Genomic DNA, 19317 nt, shown 5'->3' on the forward strand with positions numbered 1-19317 from the left:
TAATAAGCTTTTTTACTCTTCAGTATAACTTATCTTTTTCGCCTTTTCAGCAAGCTCATTTACATTGGTAGGATAAGGGTTTTCCTTCAAAGTATTTGCCAGGTGGACGAGGTTGTACACCATGAGATATAGTGTTCTGTTGGTGAAAAAATGTTTATCCCCGTTTGCTTCAATATAAGCCGGACCCGGGCCCGCTTTGCCTACATAGTAACTAAAGGCATTCACCGGAAGGGAAAATCCATGCTCCGAAAGGTCAAAACAAATACTGGAAATAGCCTTTTTCGCACCATCTTCATTACCGTCTACCATGACTCCCGCCACTTTATTAAAAGTGGGATATTGACCCGTTTCTTCGTCGGCTTCATTCCAGATTCCGTCAAAGCGTTCTGCCACGACTTTAGCTACCGCGCTTCGGTCGCCACGCCAAATAGGAGTGGCAATGATCACAATATCACTTTCTTTTACCTTCTGAAGGATTTTCGGCCATTCATCGCCGTCACCTTCATCTGACGTATTTCCAAAACTTAAATTATAATCGACTACCCGAACACTCTCGGTTTCCACCTCCAGTTCGCGAAAGATCTTTTTCGCATTGCTAATGTAGGCTTCTGTATTAGAGGTTTCCGGTGACTTTTTCAGGGTACAGTTTAAAAATAATGCTTTTAAGGCCATCTCTGTATAATGTTTTAATGATTTATATTAATTTATCTCAGCTCTGTGGCTCCTTCTTTTTTATGTTTTAGGTTAAGTTTATCTTTTGGCTTCTTTTTAAGCTTAGAAGGAACTTCAGAACCTACAGGGCCTTTTGCAATAGTAATTCCTCCATCGGCGTCATAAATCGCACCTGTAACGTACGATGCTTCATCAGAAGCAAGGAACAGGTACACATTTGCAATTTCTTCCGGAGTTCCGCGGCGGCCAAGTGGCGTAGCTTTCACCATGGTTTTCTCAATTTTTTTGTCAATATCGCTGGTTTCTTTATGTGTCCAGGCAGTATCTATTGGCCCCGGTGCAACGCAGTTTGCTCTTATTCCGTTTTTGGCCTGCTCGACGGCAACTCCTTTTATAAACGCATGGATAAATCCTTTGGTTCCTCCGTAAGGAGTGATCTCCGGAATTCCCACTTTACCGGATTCTGATCCTGCTGCAACTATACAACCTCTGGTTTTCTTCAAATACGGAATAGCATATTTGGTCATTAAAAAGGTGGTGCGCAGATTGTTCTTTAGTAAATTATCAAAAGCTTCTGTAGAGAAGTTGTCCACAGTACCTACTTCCGGATATACACCAGCGTTGTTAATGAGGATGTCCAGCTGTCCAAATCTTCTTACTGCGGTTTCTACGGCTTCTTTGGCATTTTCTTCCGAAGAAATATCGGCCGAAAATCCAAGGGCTTCCCCCTCGGCATACTTAATGTCGTCTATTACTTCCTTCACCGGATCCTGTGGCATTCCTACCACCAGGACTTTGGCCCCTTCAAGAGCAAACCTTTTTGAAATTGCTTCTCCTATTCCGGTTGCTCCACCGGTTACTATTGCTACTTTTTGATCTAATATTTTCATGTTCATTCTGAATTTTGATGGTTCATTTCATTCTGACGTTACGTCCGGCTAACCTTGATTTTTAGCCCTTTATTCCAAGTTAAAATGATTTAGAACCGATTCAAACCTGTTTAAGAAAGAATTAAAACAGTTTATTTAAAGATTAACGGTAGCCGGGAAATTTCCTGCGCAGTTTTTGTCTGAAATATTCGTTACTCCGGAAAAATACTTTTTGCTGAAGGAAATTACCTCCGCCTTTTTGAGACTTCATTCGTTAACACTATGCTAATCCTTATCAAAGGCAGTCCAATAAATTTTATCTTGTATGTTGCAAACCTTAAAAAAGGCTTTTTATGAGATCAATTTGGAATGGATCCATCAGTTTTGGCTTAGTTACAATTCCCGTAAAAATATATTCTGCTTCCGAAGACCGGAAGCTCGATCTCGATATGCTGGATAAAAGCGATCATGCGAGAATAAGGTATAAAAGGGTTAATGAAGTCACCGGAGAAGAAGTGGAATGGAAGGATATCGTCAAAGGCTATAAACAGGATGATTCTTACGTGGTGCTTGCCGATGAAGATTTTGAGCAGGCCAACGCGAAAAAAAGCAAGACCATAGATATTGAGGAATTCATTAAGGAAGAGGATGTAGCGGATGTTTTATTTAAAAAACCCTATTTCCTGGAGCCTCAAAAGGATGGGGAGAAATCTTATAACTTACTGAAAAATGCACTGCTGGATACAGGAAAACTTGGGGTTGCAACATTTGTAATGCGTCAAAAAGAAAATCTTAGTCTAGTGGGTGTTTATAAGAATGCGCTTGTACTGCACGTAATTCGCTTCGCCGATGAGATTAGAAATCCCGATGATCTTAAGCTGCCCGATACCAAAGTTTCCAAACGGGAAGTTGACATGGCAAAATCCCTGATAGAACAATACACCGAGGATTTTGCTTTTGATAAGTACAAGAATGTCTATAATGAACAGCTGTTGAAGATCATTAAAGCCAAGACATCAGGGAAGAAAACCAAGGTGGAGAAATTCGATACCAAACCCACCCCGGCAAAAGATCTTATGGCACAGCTGAAAGCGAGTTTGGAAAAAAAGAAGAAAAATAAAGCTTCATAAATGGGACTGGAAGAATATATTCGCAAGAGGAATTTTTCCAATACGCCCGAACCTGAAGCAAAATACCACAAGAACAAAGGAAAGCTCAGGTTCGTCATTCAGCGTCACCGGGCAACCCGTTTACATTACGATCTTCGGCTTGAAATGGAAGGAGTTTTGAAGAGCTGGGCTGTGCCTAAAGGTCCTTCAATGAATCCCGAAGATAAACGTCTGGCTATTCAAACAGAAGATCATCCAATTAAATACCTAACGTTCCATGGCACCATTCCAAAAGGGAATTACGGGGCAGGAGAAATGGTGATCTGGGATGAAGGCACTTACGAATCTGCAAGTGGAGGAGATGAAAGCACCATACTTGAACAATTCGAGGAAGGAAATTTAAAACTTAAATTTAACGGTAGCAAAGTAAAGGGTGTTTTTGCCCTTGTACATACCAACAGGGGAGCGGAGAAAAATCAATGGTTACTGATCAAAAAAGAAGACAGTTTTTCAACCGACCTTAGTTATGATGCAGAAAATTTCAACGATTCTGTTGCTGAAGAGAAAGAGGTAAAACAGCTTAAGAACAATGAACTTATCAAACCGATGCTGGCAACAAAAGCCTCGGAAATCTTTAATAAAGCAAATTGGATCTACGAGTTGAAATGGGACGGGTACCGAGCCCTCGCTAATATTTCTGGTGGGAAAGTGGATCTCTACTCCCGGAACGGCATTTCGTTTAAACGGAAATTTGCTTCCATTTATGAAAACCTGAAGGATATTCCACACGATACGATCCTGGACGGGGAGATCGTGGCATTGGATGAGGACGGACTTCCAAAATTTCAGAACCTTCAGAATTACGAGAGTGAGCCGATAGGAGAGTTGCGGTACTATGTCTTTGATATTCTGTACCTAAACGGGCATAATATTATGCACATGCCGCTGCTGGAGCGAAAAAGCCTTATTCAGGATGTGATTGAAGATATTCCGCAGGTATTTTACTGTGATCATATAGATACGATGGGAAAATCTTTTTATCAGAAAGCAGTAGACGCAGGAATGGAAGGGGTGATTGCAAAAAAAGCAACTTCAGAATATGTTCCCGGCACCCGAAGTTCCAACTGGTTAAAGATAAAAGCCTTTGAGAGTCAGGAGGCACTTATCTGCGGATTTACAGAACCTAAAGAGAGCAGCCTCCCGTTTGGTTCCTTGATCCTGGGAATGTACAAGCAGGAGGAGCTGGTTTACATAGGGAATTGCGGGACGGGTTTTGATGATGAAATGAGAAAAGAATTGCACAGGAAATTTGAACCGCTTATTACCGAAGGATCACCGTTTAAAAAGAAGATTAATTTGAAAGGAAGAAAAGCTATCTGGCTTGATCCTCAACTAATCTGTGAAGCCACATTTTCTGAATGGACCAAAGCAGGTCACATGCGGCATCCGGTTTTTAAAGGTTTACGATCGGACAAAATTCCTTCGGAAATAGATAAGGAGAAAGAAGTAAAAGTTCCGAAGAAAAAACCTGCTGCTACAAACACTTCCGAATCACTGGAGATTGGCGGGATCTCTGTTCCTATTAGCAACCTGGAGAAAATCTACTGGCCCGATTCGGGATTGAGAAAATATGATCTTATAGAATATTATTTAAAGGTTTCGGAATATATGCTTCCGTTTTTGAAAGACAGGCCTCAAAACCTGCACCGTCATCCCAACGGAATAAAACAGGGGAGTTTTTATCAAAAAGATACTGCCGGTATTTTTCCGCACTGGCTTGAGACGCTTAAGGTGCATTCCAAATCCAATGATAAGGAAATTGAGTACATCATGTGTCAGAATGAAGCCAGCCTCATTTATATGGCAAACCTGGGGTGCATAGAGATCAATCCGTGGAACTCCAGGAAAGATTCTCTGTTATTTCCTGATTTTACGGTCATTGATATCGATCCTTCAGATAAAAACACTTTTGCAGATGTTATTGAAGTTGCTCTGGTAGCGAAAAATGTGCTTGACAGAGCAAAAATAGAAGGACATGTAAAAACCTCCGGATCCAGTGGAATCCACATCTACATTCCGCTGGGAGCAAAATACACGTATGAAGAAGCCCGTGATTTTACAAAGATCCTGTGTTATTTTATTCAGGAAGAGCTACCCGATCTTACGAGTATGGAACGGAATGTAAAGAAACGAAAAGGAAAGATCTACCTCGATTTTCTTCAGAACCGAAAAGGCCAGACTCTTGCTGCACCCTATTGTGCCCGTCCCAAACCGGGGGCTACCGTATCCACACCTTTACAGTGGAGTGAGGTAAAATCCGGGCTTGATATGCATGATTTTAATATTCAGACGGTGCCCGAAAGAATTGAAAAACACCCTGATCTTTTTACAGGTGCAATTGGAAAAGGAGTAGATATTGAGCAGGCTCTTGATACGCTTTCCAACTCCTGATTTCTTCCCAAAAGGAAAAAATTTAATAAACCTTTATGATTTCATTAAGAATTGTACCTTTACAAGAGAAACTTCAGGAAGGGTATGGAATCAATTAATGAAAATTACTCTATAAAAGAGGAAGAACGTATAAATGTACTCCACAAGTACGAGATCCTTGACACACCCCCTGATGGCAGTTTTGACCGGATTACGAAACTTGCAGCCAAATTGCTGAAGGTTCCCATCTCTATCGTGAGCCTGGTGGATACCGACAGGATTTGGTTTAAAAGCCGGTTTGGAGTGGATGTTCAGGAAATTACCAGAGATCCCGGATTGTGTTCTTCTGCTATACTTACAGATGAGCTTTATATAGTGGAAGATGCCAGGAATGATCCCCGAACATTGACTAATCCTTTGGTGGCCGGAGATTTCGGGCTTCAGTTTTATGCAGGGGTGCCTTTAAAAACCCAGGAAGGATTTAACCTTGGTACTTTATGTGTCATTGATCGTCAGCCACGCTCTTTAAATGCAGAAGAAAAAGAGATCCTTGAGAGCCTTGGAGATCTTGTGATGAACCAGATTGAACTACGCCTTAAGGCGAGGATTGCAGTAAAGCATCAACATCAAATATTGAGTACTGCAGCTCATGACCTTAAAAATCCTTTATCGATCATGCCTTTACTTGCAGACATGATTATGCAGAACAAAGACAATCCCGATGCAATAGATGATATTTCCAGGCAAATTAAAGAGGCCGGAAAAAGAATGGCAAAAACCATTAATGATCTCCTGGAAAGCCCCAAAGTGGGAACAGATCATGTTCAGCTAAGGCTTAAAGCGGTGCAATTAGAAAAACTGGTAAAAGGAGTGGTGGATTCAAACAGTACCCTGGCCAGAAAAAAGGGGCAGAAGCTCAAATTGACGGTAAAGCAAACCTGTATAATTTTTGCAGACCGGGAGAAGCTTACAGAAGTGGTGGATAACCTCATTAATAATGCTATAAAATATTCACCTCACAAAAAAAGAATAGAAGTAATTGTAGATACGTACCGGGAAAAAGCCATTATTGAAGTAGTAGATGAAGGGCCGGGATTGACCAAAGATGATATGAAAAACCTGTTTCGCCCTTTTATTTCTCTAAGCCCGCAGCCCACTGGAGGAGAAAATTCTACCGGGCTGGGACTTTCTATTGTAAAAAGACTGGTAGAAGCCCACCACGGAAAAATATACGCGGAGAGTGATGGTGCTGGAAAAGGTACTTCTTTTATCGTGGAACTGCCGTTATCTAATGGCTAGGCTCCTGAAAATAAATTATTATAAATAATCTGCTTAAGCAAAAATCAGATCTTTTCTTCGGTTTTCGTAATTCTGTTATTTAAAAAGTGCTTCGGATTTACCCCATATTTTTCTTTAAAGATTTTGGAGAAATAGCTTCGGTTATTGAGTCCGATATGTTGAACTATTTGGGAAATGTTATAATCCGATGTGATAAGCATTTCTTTTGCTGCTTCCAGTTTCTCCTGTTGCATATATTTATTTACCGTGAGCCCGTAAGTATGCTTAAAACCATCCTGTAGTTTGTTTACATTAGTGCCGGCCTGTTTTGCCAGATATTCAACAGAATGGTTCTTACTTAGGTCACTTTTAATTAAATCTACTGATTTCTTTACCTTTTCCACATCGCTGCGCCTTAAGATTTGTGGAAGATTTTCCTGCTGTGTATCGTCGTGGTACTGCGATATCTGAAGTACCAGCATTTGCAGTAACTTTCCCTCCAAAAATACTGATCTCATAAAACCGGAGAATTCTTTTTTGTTGATGTCCTCTACAATATCTGCAGCTTTGATACTGTAATTCCCCTGATAGAAAAAACGCTCCTGGGCATCGGAATCTTTAAATAGCTGTTTAAGTTTTTCATCAAGCCCTTCGAACTTATAGTTGGATCGCTTGCTAAAGTCTTTTCTAACAATCTCCAGACTTGAAACATGAACAGTTTCATTGGCTTTAAAAAACAGCACATGACCTAGTTGGCCACTACTGGAAACAATAATATTTTGATAGGTATCTATGGTATGCCTTTCCTCATCATTTTCAAAAGAATGGTCTATTTTTCCTTTTGAACAAAAAATGAACTTTAAAGGATGTGTTTTATTTTTTGTAAAGACCAGTTTTAAATCGGTATAAAAAGTACAATGGTATTCAATGATTCCTATACCCGTTTGAAAACTGCTACCTCTTATATAGCCCTCTCCGTATTTTTCAGGAATTGAAAACATGAATTCGCCGCCATCTTCTTCAATAGATGCTTTGAACTGTTTTGATAAGTCCAGGAGAATGTCCTCGACAGGTAAGGCTTTGGTGATAATCTTCATTAAGAATTTTTTGCTTAGATAGGAACAGAAAATTTTCTGCTCCCGCTAAATTACTACTTGTGGTTATTAGTGGGAAACCTCCTTTATCTTTTGTGTCTATAAGGCTAACACTAATTCTGAAAACGTTAAACTTCATATAATCTAGGAATTTTCACAGGATAGTGCTTGTAAAATTGTGTTATATGTTTTAATAAAAAGTTGAATAACGGCAATGAACTTGTTATATTTTTGCCAATTTTGGTTCTAAGGTTTCCGGGATTCGGTGATCATTAAAATATTTCTATGACGTTGTATTATCTCCTCATGGGACTTCAGGTCCTTATCGTGCTTTTAGTTACATTCTATCTTATTAAAAAAATTAAGGGTGTGGTAAAAGAGAGGAAAGACCGTAAGAACGGTTCTTTCTAAGATTTAACAGGTGATATTTTATAATGATAGCTATTCTATAATTCAATTCTTTTCCGGAAAGACTTTTTTAGGAATAAATCATCTTATTTTCAGCCAAAAGGTTTTCATACCTTTGTGACTACAAATTGAAAATGAGCATGAAGAGCATTAAAGCACTCCAGTGGCGTTATGCTACTAAAAAATTCGATGCAGATAGTATTTTACCTGAAGAGAAGGTAGATATTCTTAAAAGAGCATTTAACCTCACAGCTACTTCCTATGGTCTGCAGCCGCTTAAGCTTGTTGTAATACAGAACAAGGAATTGCAGGCAAAATTAATGCAGCTTTCTAATAATCAAAAACAAATTGGGACCGCCTCGCACGTTCTGGTGATTTGCATTGAAAAGGAGATAGGGAAAACCTTTATAGAAAACTATTTTCGGTATGTACGAAGAATACGTAACACTCCCGAAGAGGTTCTATCTCCCTTTAAAAATTTTCTCATTGAAGATTTCAAGGGAAAACCACTACAGGAAATTCAGGATTGGGCGACCAATCAGGCATATCTCGTGATGGGGACTTTGCTTACGGTTTGTGCAGTAGAGGAGATTGATTCCTGCCCCATGGAAGGCTTTGAGTCCGAAAGTTATGACGAGCTGCTGGAACTGGATAAACATAACCTGAAATCTGTTCTGGTGCTACCTGTGGGTTACAGGGCACCAGATGATCAGTTCGCCGGATTTAAAAAGGTAAGACGTCCTCTTGAGGAAACAGTTATAGAATTCTGAAACATAAATCTTCAGGAAACTCCTGAAAATTGAAAAGAGACCAACGCTGAAAATTTACAGTATCCAGAAAGGAAATGTAAATTTTCAGCGTTGGTTTTTAATAATTGACATATTCCGTAATTTCAAGTCCGTACCCAATCATACCTACACGCTTGGTCTGACCTGAATTGGAGAGTAACCTGATTTTGTGGATCTCCAAATCATGGAGAATCTGGGCACCAATTCCAAAATCCTTAGCGTCCATGATGACAGGAGGCGCTTTCATTTCTCCCTGCTTCTGAAGTGTTTTTAACTCTTCCAGTCTGTTTAAAAGATTCAAAGAGCGGCTTTCCTGATTGATAAAAACAATAGCACCACGGCCTTCATCATTCACAGCCTTGAACATGTAATCAAGCTTTTTATCAGCATCGTTGGTAAGTGTGCCAAGAATGTCATTATTGACCAAAGTAGAATTTACCCGGACCAAAATTGGCTCCTCAGATTTCCATGATCCTTTACTAAGGGCAATGTGCACCTGATTATTAGTGGTTTGCTGGTATGCTCTTAACCTGAAAGCTCCAAAGCGGGTCTGGATCTCGAAATCTTCTTTTTTTACGATGAGCGAGTCGTGCTGCATTCGGTATGCCACAAGATCTTCAATGGAAACCAGTTTAAGATCAAACTTTTCGGCTACCTGCATAAGTTCAGGTAACCGCGCCATGGTTCCATCTTCATTCATGATCTCCACGATCACCCCGGCGGGCTCAAATCCTGCAAGCCGTGCGAAATCAATGGCAGCCTCGGTATGGCCTGTTCTTCTTAGCACGCCTCCTTCTTTCGCTTTAAGCGGGAATATATGCCCGGGCCTGCCTAGGTCATAGGGGCGGGTTTGAGGATCTATTAAAGATTTAACGGTTTTTGCACGGTCTGCTGCCGAAATACCGGTAGTTACTCCCTGACCTTTTAGATCTATGGAAATGGTAAAAGCCGTTTCCATGGGATCTGTATTATTGCCTACCATCATCTCCAGTTTAAGCTCCTCACAACGCTTTTCGGTAATGGGGGCACAGATAAGTCCGCGGCCGTGGGAGGCCATGAAGTTTATCATTTCCGGGGTTACTTTTTCGGCTGCCGCAACGAAGTCACCTTCATTTTCGCGATCTTTGTCGTCAACAACAATAATTACTTTTCCGGCCCTTATATCGTCAATAGCTTCTTTTATGCTATTTAACTTTACGGGAATTTCTTTTTCCATGGAGGTTTTCATTTCAGGTAGCAAAGATATTTAATCTTGTTTGTTTCGTCCCATTATACCTTTTCTTTTCAGTAATTTTTTAATGGGTTCAAAGAAAGAGCTGAAACTGAACAGTCCCTGATCTGTAGTAGCTCTGTATGTGAGGAAAATACCTATTGGTAACATGATAAAAGTAGAAAGCCAGGTGGCCAGAAATGGGCTGATGGTACCTTCTTCTGCACTGTTTTTGGCAAAGATCCCGATAAAATGATAAGTAAGAAACAGCATAATGGCCATCACCATGGGTAAACCCATTCCACCTTTGCGGATGATGGCTCCTAATGGCGCCCCCACAAAAAACAATACTACTATGGCCACAGCCAGTACATACTTCTCGTGCAGTGCAATTTCAAATTTATTGAGTCTCTTTTCTGCTTGTTTAAATTCATTTCGTTTGCCCTGGAGTGAAGCAACGGCCCCATTCACATTCCCCATAGCAAGATTAAGGACCTGGGTGGAACGGTAGGTATCAAATAATTCCAGGATGCTCTTATCAATGGTAGTAATCGTATCGGGTTCTTCTACCCTGGAAGATCGAGACCGTGAATTAATGCCGAGATTGGAAATTCCTGTCCGGCTATACATGGCCTGGGAAAACCTGGACATATCCTCATTATAATCAGTAGAAAAAGAATCGATGGTCTGGTTCAGCTCAGAGATCTTGAGCATGTTATGAGAGTTGCTGTAACGCTCTTCATCAAGATCCACATCATTAAAATTGGAGAGATCGATGTTGATTACATATTCTTCAAAATAACTTTTCGCAAAAGGTTTACTACTCCGGCTTCTGGGGGAGCTGGATTGTACTTCGTCATAATAATTTCCGTCTGTAAGGATCAGGCTTAAGATATTGGAACCCTCACTCCCTACCAACTCGCCTTCCGTAGCTTTAATTACAGTGAAATTCCCACTGCGGCGGTTGTTTTTCTTATGGATAATTACGTTGTCAAGGTACTGATCTTTGTCACCCGATTTCTTATCTACTTTAATATTAATATCACCTACCTCGTTAAAAACTCCTTCAGAAATCACCATGGCCGGTTTCATCTGGGCAATATTTTTTCGAAGGTTAATCGATTTGTATTCAGATGCGGGAATTACATTATTGGCAAACAGGAAAGCTACAACACTTATAAGGACAATAAAAAAAGTAAGGGAACGCATTGCTCTTTGGAGAGAAATTCCTGAAGATTTCATGGCTGCAAACTCATAGTTTTCTGCAAAACTTCCAAAAGTCATAATGGAGGTAAGGAGAATACTTAAAGGGAGTACCAGGGGGACCAGTTTGGGAGAAAAATAAAGCAGGAATTTCATGATGATCATAAAATCCAGATCTTTTCCTGCCAGCTCCCCAATGTATAACCAGATGGTTTGTAATACAAATATGAACATGAGTATTACAAAAACCGAAAAAAAGGTTTTTAAGTAGCTCGTTAATATGTACCTGTCAAGGATCTTCAATGCAATCTAGTCCAAACGGTTTATATAAAAATCTTTATAACGGTTCTCATTGAAGGTAAAGAGAGATTCCGGCAGTGGCTGGTTTGTTTTAAAACCTTTTACTGTAATGGTGATCTTAGTTCCGTTATCCTGAGTCTGGATAAGATTATAAATATGTTTTGTTTGTGCGTCAATTCCTAGCAGGATGTCTTTAATTTCTGCGTTAGAATCCATAGGAGTTAATTTGATATACTGAATCTTTCGTCCTTTGATATCCTGTGTAATATCCCAGTTATAGTTATAACCTTCATTGTAAAATGTTAGCATCCTGGAAGGAGTGATACTTTGATCATCCTGCGGATCATAGGTGGAAATGTTTATTTCTTCATCTTCCGGAATAATGGTATAAATCTTTTTTCCGTCAAAAATACGGGTGGTACCCATGATATTAAGTACATATTTTTCCCCCTGAAGGCTTACATCTCCGCGGGTTTCCTGCTGTACATTTTCTGCAGTATTTTCAAGGGTATATTTAAAATCAATCAGGATGTTGTTATAGTCTTCTACTTTAGACGACACCTCATTAAGAAGCTGTCTTGCCTTATCATTATTCTGGGCGGTCGCCATTGTTGCCGTAAACAGGGCAATCATTAAAATTCCTAGCTTTTTCATTTTCTTTTTTTCTGATATTTTTATTCACTCAACAGTTGATCGAGCTCTGCCATATCCTGTACCAAAACCTGTCTTGCTTTACTGCCCTCAAAAGGTCCTACAATTCCGGCAGCTTCCAGTTGATCAATAATTCTTCCGGCGCGGTTGTAGCCTAATTTCAATTTACGTTGTAACAGAGAAGCCGATCCTTGCTGGGCTATGACAATAACCTCGGCCGCTTCCCGGAACAGCTTGTCTCGCTCGCTCACATCAATATCAATACCTGTGCCACTTTCCTCACCGCTGTACTCTGGTAAAAGGTGTGCATCGGGATAAGCTTTTTGGGATCCAATATATTCTGTGATGCGGTCCACCTCTGGAGTGTCCACGAACGCACACTGTAACCTGATCAACGTATTTCCCTGAGTGAAAAGCATGTCTCCTTTCCCTATTAACTGATCTGCTCCCTGACTGTCAAGAATGGTCCTGGAATCAATTTTTGAAGTCACCCTAAAAGCAACTCTGGCGGGGAAATTGGCTTTAATGATCCCTGTAATAACATTTACCGAAGGTCTTTGGGTGGCAATTATAAGATGTATCCCAATGGCACGAGCAAGCTGTGCAAGTCGGGCTATCGGGGCTTCAACTTCTTTCCCAGCCGTCATGATAAGGTCTGCAAATTCATCGACCACCAGCACAATGTACGGCAGAAATTTATGGCCATGCTCCGGATTTAATTTTCGGGCTTTGAACTTGACGTTGTATTCCTTGATGTTTCTCACCATTGCGTTCTTCAGCAGTTCATACCGCTCATCCATTTCAATACAAAGAGAATTCAGCGTATTGATCACCTTATTATTATCAGTAATAATAGCTTCTTCGGTATCTGGCAGTTTCGCCAGATAATGGCGTTCAATCTTATTAAATAAGGTAAGTTCTACTTTTTTTGGATCAACAAGTATGAATTTGACTTCCGCTGGATGTTTGGAATATAGAAGGGAGGTCAAAATAGCATTCAGTCCTACAGATTTTCCCTGCCCTGTGGCACCGGCCATCAACAGGTGAGGCATTTTTGCCAGGTCAACCACGAAAGTCTCATTGGAAATGGTCTTCCCAAGAGCCAGCGGCAGCTCCATTTCTGCATTCTGAAAGCGGGGAGAGGCAATGACAGATCGCATGGAAACAATGCTGCTGTTTTTGTTCGGCACTTCAATACCAATCGTTCCTTTTCCGGGGATGGGTGCAATGATCCTTATTCCCAATGCAGCCAGCGAAAGTGCAATATCATCCTCCAGACTTTTGATTTTGGAGATTCTGATCCCTGCTTCGGGGATGATCTCGTATAATGTCACTGTTGGCCCAACCGTCGCTTTGATCTGTGCAATCTCGATCTTGTAGTTTTTAAGGGTATCTACAATCCGGTTTTTGTTCTCTTCCAGTTCTTCCTGGTCTATAGTGATCCCGCCACCGTTGGCATTATAATCTTTCAGCAATTCCAGGGTTGGAAATTTGTAATTTTTCAATTCCAGGGTTGGATCGAACTCCCCAAAATCCTTTACCAGTTTTTGACTCAGGCCATCTTCCTCTTCCTCTTCCACAGCAGTAGATACTTCCATTTCAACATCATCGGGATTATCCTGAGATTTGATCACTAAAGGTGCAGGAGCAGTCTTCTCTTCAGAAACTTCCTTTCTGGTGCCCTCGCGTTCGGGTGTAGGGGCTGGTTTACTTTTTTCCTGTAGAGGAGCAACTTTTTCTTCTGAAGGTTCTACTTCAGGTTCATAATTATTTTGTGAAGAATGAGCAGTATTAAAATCTTCTGAGATCTCACTTCTCGTTCTTCGGAAGAGCACTGCCACTTTCTCCGGAGTTATTTTTAATCGGACAACAAGGTAGACGATGAGCAGAAACGCAAGTAAAAAGATTGTTCCTGTAAAGCCAATGTAGTCCTGCAGATAATCATTTACTTCATACCCCACGGTACCTCCAAGCAATGGATTTGATGCTGAGAAAAATCCAAAAAATACAGCCATCCATATCATCACCAGGATTCCCCAGAACCAGAATTTTTGCAGTGCTGCTTTTTTGAACCCAAAAAAGAGATAAATTCCAGTGAGGGTGGTAAGGAAAGCAAATGCAAAAGAGGCCACGCCGAATCCCTGATAAATGAAGAAATGACTTACACTGGCACCAAATTTACTAAGCCAGTTTCTGGGTTCCACGTTTCTGTTTGAAAATTCACTTAAGGTGCTTTGGTCTGCCTGCCAGTTAAAAAGGAAGGAGATGAAAGCCACCAGCAGTGCCAGCCCAAATAGCATTAAAAAACTTCCTAAAACTACCTTTTGCTGCCGGTTTAGTTTGAAGGAAAAATTTCGGGCCTTTTTGGGGGATTTATTCTTTGTAGCTTTCTTTTTAGCCATAGATGCTTTAAAGTCTTTCGGCAAAAATACAAATTAGCCTCATCTAATATAGGGAAAAGAAAAAATCTATTTAGATTTTATAAAATTGGCCGGGGAGAGGGGGTGAAGTTTGAGAAATATGAGAACTATCAGCTTTCCAAAATAGTACGTTTTATGGCTGTTGTGTACCTTTAATGATATAATTTATGTTGTTAATAATTAAATCATCCTATCATGAAAACTATCATTGTTGCCGTTGATTTTTCCCGAGAATCAGATAACTCTTTGAGATATGCTGCAGGTCTTGCAAAAAAAATGGATGGGCGCATCGTTTTATTTAATTCGTTTAACCTGCCTATTCATATAGCCAATTCTTATTTGCCCGCTTCTGCATTAAAAAACCTGGAAGATGAGAATAAAAAAGTCCTGAAAGAAAAATGTGACTGGCTTACCAACTCATTTTCTGTGGAAGCAACGTATGAATCTGGTTTCTTGCTGGAAGTCGTTGACGAACTGGAAAAACTGTTCAGAAAATATGAAGCAGATCTTATTGTCATGGGAATGGCTTCGGAATCTGTTGCCCAGGATCTTTTTGGTAACACCACTACTTCAGCAATCATGAAACTGAGTTTCCCTGTACTGGCTGTTCCTGAAGGCGCGGAGTTCACAGGAATGAAAAACATTCTTTTTGCTTATGACGGAATTGAAATGAAGCAGGATGTGATTCCGAAGAAAATAAAGGAGCTGGCAAAAACTTTTGAAGCCAATGTGGAAGTATTTCATGTAAAGAGACCAACAGAAAAATCTGTGTCGGCAGAAGTCTTCGGGGAAGATTTGAAAGGGGATAGATATTTATATAAAGAAGTGGAATCCACTGACATCATTAAGGAAATTGAGGCTGAGATGAAACAGATCAACGCCGATATTCTTATAATGGTGCCCCGAAAATATGGATTCTGGGAGTCATTGCTACACCGCAGTAAAACCCGCGTGATGGCGTCTGGATCTGATGTTCCTGTTCTTTCACTGCCTGTTTCGGAATAAAAAATCCCTGATCCTGACTACGAAAAAACAGGAGGATCAGATATCAAAAAAATATGGGAAATAGATAAAGGCGGCGATGATCACTGCTGTGATTGCGGCTACAAAAACAGCCCCTGCCGCCACATCTTTTATATGGCCAATCTTGCTGTGGAAATCGGGATGAACAAAATCTGCTATAGCTTCAATGGCAGTATTCAAACCTTCTGCACACATGACCAAGCCTATGGCAAAGAACTGAAACATCCATTCTGTAGCGGTAATTTCAAAATAAATTCCCGTTATGGTAACAACGATTGCTATAAAAAACTGAACCTGAAAACTTGGCTCATGTTTTAAAAGCAGCCAGGCTCCTTTAATTGCATAACCACCTCCCCGAATTCTACCGGAGATAAATTTGTACATACTATAAGAGGGTTTTTAAGGCCGAAAGATAATCTGGTTCCTCTCCAATATCTTTTACCTGTTCGGTGTGAATAATTTTTCCGTTATCATCAAGAACAATTACCACACGGGAAAGTAAACCTTCCAAAGGCCCGTCGATCATTTCGAGTCCGTAGTCTTTTCCGAAATTTCTTTCTTTAAAATCTGACAGGTTTACCACATTTTCCAGCCCTTCATCATCAACGAATCTTTTTTGGGCAAATGGCAGGTCCCGGGAAATACAAAGAACTACAGTGTTCTTCAAATCGGTGGCCTTTTCATTGAAATTGCGTACCGAAGTGGCACACACTCCCGTATCAATACTGGGGAAAATATTCATGATTACGCGTTGCCCCTTAAAATCCTGTAATGTAGCGGTGCTAAGATCAGATTTTATTAATTCGAAGTGAGGTGCCTTTTCACCTATTTCCGGTAAATGACCATAAGTGGTGACAGGTTTGTTCTTAAAGGTTATCTGTGACATAAATCTTCTGTTTATTGAATTGTTGAGTCACTAAATTTATAATTTATGTCGTTGGGTTTTACTAAAAATATCATAAAACATGAAGGGCTGCTCAGATTTATGAGCAGCCCTTTATTATTGATATTCAGTGAGTTCTATTTATCTATTGAACCTAATACCTTTTTTACAAAGTTATTTGCCGCATCACGTTCCGGCATACCGTCTTCGATCATTTGATGAACTTCAATAGCTCCGCAAATATTTGTGACTAATTCACCTATCACATCCATTTCCTGTTCACTGACAGAGCGGTGATCACAAAAACTTTCCAGTACATCAAGGGTACTTTCGAGTTTTTGAACATCATTGTTTTTTTGAAGATGTCTAATTACTGGTAACTTCATCTACAAGATCTTTTAAAAGTTCAAATTTGTTAGTTTGTACCTGGTTCACCAGACTTCCGTTCTTAAAGGCTGCAAATGTAGGTAAGTTGTCTACCTTTGCAAGCTTTCTGGATTCCGGATTCTTTTCGGCATCCACCAATAGAAAAGTTGCATTTTCATGTTCGCCGGCCAGTTTTTTGAACTTCGGTTTCATTAGTCGGCAATTACCACACCAGCCGGCCATATATTGAACAACTACTGTGTCATTTTCCGATATTACTTCAGCTAAATTATCTTCAGTAAGTTCTTTCATAACAATTCTTAGTTTTTGCTTGTGCTCAGGTAAGAAGCAACTCCCTCACGGTTAGCATTCATAGCTTCTTTTCCTTCTTCCCAGTTTGCAGGACAAACTTCTCCTTTTTCCTGTACGTGGGTATAAGCATCGATTAATCTTATAAATTCTTTTACGTTTCTTCCAAGTGGCATGTGGTTGATCCCTTCGTGAAATACCGTTCCTTCTTCATCAATTAGGTACGTAGCACGATAGGTTACATTGTCACCTTCTACAGTGTAAGCACCTGTTTCTTCATTATAGGTTTCATTTGAAATATCAAGAATTCCTAACTGGTTACTTAGGTTTCTGTTGGAATCGGCAAGAATAGGGTAGGTAACACCTTCAATTCCTCCATCATCCTTTGGAGTATTTAACCAGGCAAAATGTACTTCGGGAGTATCACATGAAGCACCTACTACCATTACATTTCTTTTTTCAAATTCACCAAGAGCCTCTTGGAAAGCATGCAATTCTGTTGGGCAAACAAAAGTGAAGTCTTTTGGGTACCAGAACAATAGTACTTTTTTACCGTTGTTCTTTGCTTCTTCAAAGATATTTAATTTGAAGGTGTCCCCCATATCATTCATTGCGTTCACCTCTAAATTTGGGAATTTTTTTCCTACTAAAGCCATACTGTTATTGATTTTTGTTTGTTCTTAAATTCTCTGCAAAGATAAAATTTAAGTAGGAGTTGTACTATTATGAAAATCTAAATTTCCTATTTCACAATAGATTAACTCAATGGCTGTAAGAAACTTCTATAGTCGGTGTTTATGAAGGTCTAGGCTTCAGATGTTTTAGAGGTAAGTTGCTTGATTTTAATATTAAAGGCGGCAAAGAACAGGGTCATAAACGGACTTAAATAATTGAAGATCGCATAGACAAAATAAGAGGCTACCGGAACACCTAAGACCCCGCTGTGATATGCGCCGCAGGTATTCCACGGAATCAATACAGAAGTTACAGTTCCTGAATCCTCCAAGGACCTACTGAGGTTTTCTGGGGCCAGGCCTTTGTCTTTATAGGCTTTTGCAAACATTTTTCCGGGTACTACAATAGCCAGATATTGGTCTGATGCAGTTGCGTTTAGCGCGAGACAGCTCACCACAGTACTGGTAAACAATCCAAAGGTGGTATGGAAAAGGTTGAGAAGTGCCCGGCTAATCGCTGCCAGGGCTCCTATGGCATCCATGATTCCTCCAAAGACCATTGCGCAGATAATCAGCCAGATGGTTCCCAACATTCCGGCCATTCCTCCTGAAGAGAATAGGTCATTCAGGTTTTCATTTTCCGTAGTAATAGAAGTGTTAACAGTAATAGCGTTCATGACACCCTTATAGGCACTTTCAAAAGTAAGGCTTTCTGCTCCCGCGGCTTCAGCAACTATGTTTGGCTGAAAAAACAGCGCAGCAACCGCTCCAAGGAGGGTTCCCAGTAAAAGGGCAATAAGCGGAGGTGTTTTCTTGACAATTAATACTATCACGAGCAATGGCACCACAAATAGCCACGGACTTATAGTAAAGGCTGCTTCAATAGAGGTTAATATGGAGGCGGTATCTGCAGTTCCGGATGTTTCTAAAGTAAATCCCAGAATGATAAATACTATAAGGGTTATAATTATAGTAGGAACTGTGGTAAGGGTCATGTACCGTATATGGGTGAAAATATCTGTGCCGGCCATGGCAGGTGCCAGGTTGGTGGTGTCACTCAGCGGAGATAATTTATCCCCAAAATATGCCCCTGAGAGAATAGCTCCTGCAGTCATCCCTACAGAAATCCCCAGGGCTTCCGCTATTCCTATCAGCGCAATACCTACCGTTGCCGAAGTAGTCCAGCTACTTCCTGTAGCTACAGAAATGACTGCACAAATCACCACACAGGCCGCTAAAAAGATGGTGGGATGCAAAATTTGAAGTCCGTAGTAGATCATTGTGGGGATAATCCCGCTAATGAGCCAGGTACCGGCTAGAGAACCTACCAGCAGTAAAATCAGGATAGCACCCGTCGTGGCTTTGATATTCGTCGCCACTTCCTCAATCATGCTGTCAAAAGAAACTTTATTAAAAACTCCTACAATAGCAGCAACTGAGCTACCCATTAAAAGTATGAATTGATTAGATCCACTAAGGGCTTCATCGCCGTAGACAAAAACATTATATGCGAGCATTCCCACGAGGGCAAAAACCGGGATTAAAGCTTCCCAAATACTTAATTCTTTATTTTCTGTAATCTCTTCAGTGTCTTTAACGAACTGCTCGTCTTCCATGTGTAGCGGTTTTG

Annotated in this window: 18 protein-coding genes; 5 read left to right on the forward strand and 13 right to left on the reverse strand. The window is 40.4% G+C overall.

The features are described 5' to 3' along the window. Positions 1-12: 12 nt before the first annotated feature. Together IE056_RS06845 and IE056_RS06850 are read right to left on the reverse strand one after the other, a co-directional pair. Complete coding sequence (locus tag IE056_RS06845; RefSeq protein WP_189603957.1) at positions 13-672, reverse strand: flavodoxin family protein; 660 nt, start codon at positions 670-672, stop codon at positions 13-15. Positions 673-704: 32 nt separating this feature from the next. Continuing rightward, a complete protein-coding gene (locus IE056_RS06850) occupies positions 705-1562 on the reverse strand; it encodes an SDR family NAD(P)-dependent oxidoreductase (RefSeq protein ID WP_189603958.1) in 858 nt (285 codons plus the stop codon). A 332-nt stretch (positions 1563-1894) separates the two neighbouring features. On the opposite strand from IE056_RS06850, the gene ku reads away from it, so the two are divergent. From ku to IE056_RS06865, 3 genes are all read left to right on the forward strand, one after another. Next, entirely contained in the window at positions 1895-2671 is a 777-nt protein-coding gene (ku, locus tag IE056_RS06855) for a non-homologous end joining protein Ku (protein WP_189603959.1), read from the forward strand. Continuing rightward, positions 2672-5101 carry a DNA ligase D gene (gene ligD, locus IE056_RS06860; protein WP_189603960.1) on the forward strand — a complete coding sequence of 810 codons (2430 nt, stop codon included), beginning with the start codon at positions 2672-2674 and terminating at the stop codon, positions 5099-5101. It abuts the gene before it with no gap. Between the two features lie 84 nt (positions 5102-5185). Continuing rightward, positions 5186-6379 carry a GAF domain-containing sensor histidine kinase gene (locus IE056_RS06865; RefSeq protein ID WP_189603961.1) on the forward strand — a complete coding sequence of 398 codons (1194 nt, stop codon included), beginning with the start codon at positions 5186-5188 and terminating at the stop codon, positions 6377-6379. A 44-nt stretch (positions 6380-6423) separates the two neighbouring features. On the opposite strand, the gene IE056_RS06870 is transcribed toward IE056_RS06865, so the two are convergent. Beyond that, the gene (locus tag IE056_RS06870; protein ID WP_189603962.1) at positions 6424-7455 is read right to left on the reverse strand and encodes a helix-turn-helix domain-containing protein; all 1032 of its coding nucleotides are present in this window, start codon (positions 7453-7455) and stop codon (positions 6424-6426) included. A gap of 545 nt (positions 7456-8000) precedes the next feature. On the opposite strand from IE056_RS06870, the gene IE056_RS06875 reads away from it, so the two are divergent. After that, entirely contained in the window at positions 8001-8630 is a 630-nt protein-coding gene (locus tag IE056_RS06875) for an NAD(P)H-dependent oxidoreductase (RefSeq protein WP_189603963.1), read from the forward strand. 97 nt (positions 8631-8727) lie between these two features. On the opposite strand, the gene ribB is transcribed toward IE056_RS06875, so the two are convergent. The 4 genes from ribB to IE056_RS06895 all read right to left on the reverse strand — a co-directional run bounded on the left by ribB (position 8728) and on the right by IE056_RS06895 (position 14414). After that, positions 8728-9864 (reverse strand): 3,4-dihydroxy-2-butanone-4-phosphate synthase, encoded by a 1137-nt coding sequence (ribB, locus tag IE056_RS06880; protein WP_229793679.1) that lies wholly within the window; start codon positions 9862-9864, stop codon positions 8728-8730. 30 nt (positions 9865-9894) lie between these two features. Beyond that, positions 9895-11295, reverse strand: a complete 1401-nt coding sequence (locus IE056_RS06885) for an LptF/LptG family permease (protein ID WP_229793680.1) — start codon at positions 11293-11295, stop codon at positions 9895-9897. Positions 11296-11370: 75 nt separating this feature from the next. After that, positions 11371-12015, reverse strand: a complete 645-nt coding sequence (gene lolA1, locus IE056_RS06890) for an outer membrane lipoprotein periplasmic chaperone LolA1 (RefSeq protein WP_189603966.1) — start codon at positions 12013-12015, stop codon at positions 11371-11373. Between the two features lie 20 nt (positions 12016-12035). Then, positions 12036-14414 carry a DNA translocase FtsK gene (locus IE056_RS06895; protein ID WP_189603967.1) on the reverse strand — a complete coding sequence of 793 codons (2379 nt, stop codon included), beginning with the start codon at positions 14412-14414 and terminating at the stop codon, positions 12036-12038. Between the two features lie 213 nt (positions 14415-14627). Between IE056_RS06895 and IE056_RS06900 the strand changes: the two genes are divergently transcribed. Then, on the forward strand, positions 14628-15437 hold the full coding sequence (locus IE056_RS06900; protein WP_189603968.1) for a universal stress protein: 810 nt from the start codon (positions 14628-14630) through the stop codon (positions 15435-15437). Between the two features lie 36 nt (positions 15438-15473). Here IE056_RS06900 and IE056_RS06905 read toward each other — a convergent pair whose 3' ends face one another. From IE056_RS06905 to nhaC, 6 genes are all read right to left on the reverse strand, one after another. Continuing rightward, on the reverse strand, positions 15474-15839 hold the full coding sequence (locus IE056_RS06905; RefSeq protein WP_189603969.1) for a diacylglycerol kinase: 366 nt from the start codon (positions 15837-15839) through the stop codon (positions 15474-15476). A 1-nt stretch (position 15840) separates the two neighbouring features. Then, entirely contained in the window at positions 15841-16341 is a 501-nt protein-coding gene (tpx, locus tag IE056_RS06910; RefSeq protein ID WP_189603970.1) for a thiol peroxidase, read from the reverse strand. Between the two features lie 134 nt (positions 16342-16475). Next, positions 16476-16724, reverse strand: a complete 249-nt coding sequence (locus IE056_RS06915) for a DUF6952 family protein (RefSeq protein ID WP_189603971.1) — start codon at positions 16722-16724, stop codon at positions 16476-16478. Further along, positions 16705-17016 (reverse strand): thioredoxin family protein, encoded by a 312-nt coding sequence (locus tag IE056_RS06920; protein WP_189603972.1) that lies wholly within the window; start codon positions 17014-17016, stop codon positions 16705-16707. Before IE056_RS06920 ends, IE056_RS06915 begins: the two co-directional genes overlap by 20 nt. An 8-nt stretch (positions 17017-17024) precedes the next feature. Then, positions 17025-17669 (reverse strand): peroxiredoxin, encoded by a 645-nt coding sequence (locus tag IE056_RS06925; RefSeq protein ID WP_189603973.1) that lies wholly within the window; start codon positions 17667-17669, stop codon positions 17025-17027. 149 nt (positions 17670-17818) lie between these two features. Further along, positions 17819-19303, reverse strand: a complete 1485-nt coding sequence (gene nhaC / locus IE056_RS06930) for a Na+/H+ antiporter NhaC (RefSeq protein ID WP_189603974.1) — start codon at positions 19301-19303, stop codon at positions 17819-17821. Between the last annotated feature and the right edge of the window lie 14 nt (positions 19304-19317).

Source organism: Salinimicrobium marinum, from assembly GCF_014651535.1.
GTDB lineage: Bacteria > Bacteroidota > Bacteroidia > Flavobacteriales > Flavobacteriaceae > Salinimicrobium > Salinimicrobium marinum.